Below are 1,079 nucleotides of genomic sequence, written 5' to 3'. Positions count from 1 at the left end.
CACTTTTGTGGGGCTTTTTTTATGGAGCGTCAGATGAGAAAGATATCGAAAGAAGGATTAGAGCTTATCAAACAATGGGAAGGTTTGCGTTTAGAGGCATATAGAGACACGGCATGTATCTGGACGATTGGTTATGGTCACACCAGCAATGCGGGTCACCCCCTTGTCAAAAAAGGCATGTGTATTAGCCAAAAGCAAGCGGAAGAAATCCTTTGTGAAGACTTAAAGCAATTTGAGAAGACGGTAGAGGAATCGGTCACGGTTTCGTTAACGGATTGCCAATTCGCGGCATTGGTCTCATTTTGCTATAATGTAGGAACAGCTGCTTTTCGCAAGTCAACCTTGTTGAAGAAGCTTAATCAAGGGGATTATGAAGCCGTACCCTTAGAATTACAGAAATGGAATAAGGTCGGTGGGAAGCCTCTTGCGGGTTTAGCCAACCGTCGAGCAGCAGAAGCGGGATTATGGGTAAAAGGGGCTTATGTTTCTTCGAATTATCAAAGGGTAGAAACGAAAACAGCAAGCGGTCTTTTAAAGATAGAAGCACTTGCCCCGATTATAGGGTCTTGTTCGGGGTTTGGAGGCTTGTTGGTTGGCAATGGTCCGGTGCAATGGGCTTTAGCAGGTATCATGGTTTTAGCGGCTGTAACGGGCATAGTGATTGTCGCCAAGCGGTTTGGGGAGCAACGCTTATGATTTTTTGGCTAAAGAAATATTCTCTTATGTTTACAGCGGCTTTAGCCGTTTTTTTTATGGCTTTAGCCAAGGCATTTCAGCTTGGCAAGCAAAGCGAACGGCAAAAGCAAACAGAGAATGCTTTAAAGACAGCAACAACCCGTCTTGAGGTAGAAAATGAAGTTAATCGAAAAAGTGATGCTGGTGTGCGCTCTGAACTTTCTCGTTGGGTGCGCGGCAAATAGGTCTGTTTCTTGTGGTGGCTGGTTGCCCATTTATTTGGATAATAAGGATGTTGCGGTCATCAGTTCCAACCTTGCAAGAGATATTTTGAAGCATAACAAGCAGGGAGCCCATTTATGTGGTTGGAAAGATGGTCAAGAAACGAAGCAGCAAAGATAAAG

2 protein-coding genes are annotated in these 1,079 nt (G+C 44.4%); both read left to right on the top strand.

Annotated features, from left to right (window positions below; genetic code table 11):
- Positions 1 to 33 precede the first annotated feature (33 nt).
- Positions 34 to 696 carry a gene transfer agent endolysin BgtA gene (bgtA, locus tag ACFIO5_RS10555; RefSeq protein WP_375655593.1) on the top strand — a complete coding sequence of 221 codons (663 nt, stop codon included), beginning with the start codon at positions 34 to 36 and terminating at the stop codon, positions 694 to 696.
- Positions 693 to 920, top strand: a complete 228-nt coding sequence (locus ACFIO5_RS10550; RefSeq protein WP_375611041.1) for a hypothetical protein — start codon at positions 693 to 695, stop codon at positions 918 to 920. Before bgtA ends, ACFIO5_RS10550 begins: the two co-directional genes overlap by 4 nt.
- The last annotated feature ends 159 nt before the right edge of the window (positions 921 to 1,079 follow it).

Source organism: Bartonella sp. AA86SXKL, from assembly GCF_042196885.1.
The sequence above is the reverse complement of the archived record's forward strand: the minus strand, read 5'-3'. Positions and strand labels throughout refer to the sequence as shown.